Raw genomic sequence first — 2,304 nt, forward strand, 5'->3', positions numbered from 1 at the left:
GTCGTACTACGACGAGGTGGCGCTCAAGGGCCTGCAGCTCGCCGCCAACGACTACGCCCGCGGAGTCGTCACCCCGGCCCAGCTAGAGAACATCCGCGCCTCAGCGCGCTCCCTCGTCGAGGACTTCGAGGACCATCCCGACGGCGAGCCGGCCGGAATGGACGCGACGGTCAACCCGAACGACACCCCGACGCTCGCCGAGCGCGCGCATCCGAAGAACGAGGCTGTGCCCGGTCAGGCCCCGGCCCGGGACGCGTTGCCTGAAGCGTGGCGCGGCGAGTTGCCGGTGCTGTGCCTTGCCGGACGCGGCCCTCTCGACGAGGCCTCCTCAGCAATGCTGGCGCAATTGCTGCGCAAGCACGGGCTTGGCGCCCGGGTGACCGCTTATCAGTCCGCCTCGCGCGAGGGCATACATGACCTCGACCTGTCAGGTGTGGCGATGGTGTGTATCTCCTACCTCGACATCACCGGCAACCCGTCGCACCTGCGTTACCTGCTGGAGCGCCTGAAGCGTTGGGCCCCGGCCGTGCCGGTGCTGGTCGGCCTCTGGCCGGAGGGCGAAGGGGTCCTGACCGACGCGGGGCTCGGACGGCAGGTCGGCGCCGACGTCTACGTGTCGTCCCTCCGCGGAGCCGTTGATGCCTGCCTCGCGGCAGCCGGTGGGTCGCCCAGAATGGCGGGGGGATCGATCACGGCACACGCGGCGTAAAGACCTCGTCGGGCTGCCCCGCGTGCGGGGTCAGGCCCCCGGCCTTCCCCGCGATCCCTGCAAGGTCACGACCTTGCGCAGGATCCGGGAGAGTTCCTCGACGGAATACGGCTTGTGCAGGAGTTCAAATCCGTACGTGCCATTTTTGGCCAGCACGTGGCTGTAGCCTGACGTTAGCACCACCGGCAGGTCGCGGTGGCGGCGACGGATCTCGTGGCCGAGATCGATCCCGTCCATGCCCGGCATGACCACGTCGGAGAACACCACATCGAAGCGGCCTGTATCTTTTGCGAGTTCCGCAAGCGCTTGATCGGCGTTCTTAGCCCAGACCGTGGCGTAGCCGAGCTCGGCCAGGGACTGGGTGGCGAAGGCGCCGACGTCAACGTTGTCCTCGACCACCAGGACGCAGGTGCCGTGACCGCCGACGAGCGGTCCCGGCACCCCGTCCGCGAAGGCGGACGTCACCGGGTCGGGTACACGGGGTGACCTGACCGGTATTTTGGACCGAGCCAATTGAGAGGCTACTGCATGGTGGCGGCCATGGGTAGCCGGAAGGCCAGATTCGGGTAGCTGACGGGCGCGGGCGGCCGATAGCCCAGCGACGAATGCGGTCGGAGGCGGTTGTAGGTGGTTTGCCAGAGACCGATCACGATCTGCGCTTCCTTCAGCGAGTAGAAGATCTCCTGGTTTAGACACTCGTCACGAAGCTTGCCGTTGAAGCTCTCGCAATAGCCATTCTCCCACGGGGATCCTGGCGCGATGTACTGGATCTGCGAGCCAGCTTTGGCGACCCACTTGCGCAACGCCTTTGCGATCATCTCAGGACCATTGTCGCAGCGGATGTTCTCCGGGATGCCGTGCAGGCACATCGCGTCGGCCAGCGCCTCGATCACGCCGAGGCTGTTGATGCGCCGCGCCACCTTCAGCGCGAGGCAGGCACGGCTGTGCTCGTCGATCAGCGTCAGGATGCGCAGGCTGCGGCCATCGTGCGTCTGGGCTTGCACGAAGTCGAAGCTCCAGACGTGATTGCGGTGAAGTGGTCGTAGCCGCACGCAGGAGCCGTCGTTCAGCCACAGGCGGCTGCGGGGTCTATGTCGGCTGGGGACCTTCAGCCCCTCGCGACGCCAGATGCGCTGAACCCGGTCTTTGCCTACCTGCCAGCCGGCTGCCTGTAGCAGCGCGGTGACGCGGCGATAGCCGTAGCGTCCGTACTCGGACGCCAGGGCGATGATGGCCTGGGTCAGCTCATCCTCATCGGTCAGTACGGTGGGTACGTAGCGCTGTGTGCCCCGGTGCTGGCCGACGATCCGACAGGCGTGACGTTCCGAGAGGCCGTACTTCTCACGGATGCCGTCGACTGCCTGCCGGCGCCGCTCGGGGGCTACAAGTTTCCCGAGGCGACGTCCGCCAGCACCTGCTTCTCTAGAGAAAGGTCGGCGACGAGCCGGCGCAGCCGAGCGTTCTCGCGCTCCAGATCCTTCATCTTCCTGGCTTGATCGACCTGAAGGCCGCCGTACTCCTTGCGCCAGCGGTAGTAACTCTGCTCGGAGATCTCCGCCTCCCTGCATGCAAGGGCCAAACTCTTGCCCTGGGCC

At 66.4% G+C, this 2,304-nt stretch carries 1 protein-coding gene and 2 pseudogenes; 1 reads left to right on the plus strand and 2 read right to left on the minus strand.

Going from position 1 to position 2,304, the window contains the following annotated elements; genetic code table 11:
- Positions 1 to 709, plus strand: a pseudogene (locus MKK70_RS21915) (AI-2E family transporter); the annotation flags it as partial.
- A gap of 30 nt (positions 710 to 739) precedes the next feature.
- Here the strand turns inward: MKK70_RS21915 and MKK70_RS21920 are convergent.
- Positions 740 to 1,147, minus strand: a pseudogene (locus tag MKK70_RS21920) (response regulator); the annotation flags it as partial.
- A gap of 83 nt (positions 1,148 to 1,230) precedes the next feature.
- A protein-coding gene (locus MKK70_RS21925; RefSeq protein ID WP_243949885.1) for an IS3 family transposase occupies positions 1,231 to 2,304 on the minus strand; the annotation gives its coding sequence in 2 pieces (ribosomal slippage) (positions 1,231 to 2,105 and positions 2,105 to 2,304; 1,075 coding nt annotated over the 2 pieces). This gene is flagged as partial in the annotation.

The sequence above is a fragment of the Methylobacterium sp. E-041 genome (genome assembly GCF_022829665.1).
In the GTDB taxonomy this organism is placed as follows: Bacteria; Pseudomonadota; Alphaproteobacteria; order Rhizobiales; family Beijerinckiaceae; genus Methylobacterium.